Here is a 459-nt window from a genome sequence, read left to right as displayed (position 1 = left end):
CGCCGAAGGGGAAGCCGCGATCGAATTTTCGGACGGATATCGCCTCTATTTTCATCACGGGGTGAGACTGCCGGAAAAATACGGTCAACTGCATCCCAAGCGCTGGAAAGCGGAGTGGTTGTTGGAAGAAGAAAATGCGGAATTGCGACAGATATTGATCCGAGAAATTGGCTGCGATCGCATTTGCAAACAACTGGGGAAAGCCGGAAAATCCCATCAATTTACCACCCTATTGGGCGATCTGGGGTTGCATTTGCACGCGATCGCGAAACCCGCTATGGTATTCGAGGACGGTTATCGGGTCTACGCCCATAACGGCTGGATTTTCCGAGAGGGCTATCTCGGGGATATCAGCTTAGTCCGTCACAGTCTGGACTCCCGGCAACACCTCCACGCCGAAGGGGAAGCCGCGATCGAATTTTCGGACGGATATCGCCTCTATTTTCATCACGGGGTGAG

General features: G+C 53.2%; 1 pseudogene. It reads left to right on the top strand.

Annotation, left to right across the window (positions count from 1 at the left end):
* Window positions 1–459 (top strand): annotated as a pseudogene (locus LKE08_RS15310) (hypothetical protein); the annotation flags it as partial.

It is taken from the genome of Lyngbya sp. CCY1209 (assembly GCF_035615495.1).
GTDB lineage: Bacteria > Cyanobacteriota > Cyanobacteriia > Cyanobacteriales > Microcoleaceae > Limnospira.
The sequence above is the reverse complement of the archived record's forward strand: the minus strand, read 5'-3'. Positions and strand labels throughout refer to the sequence as shown.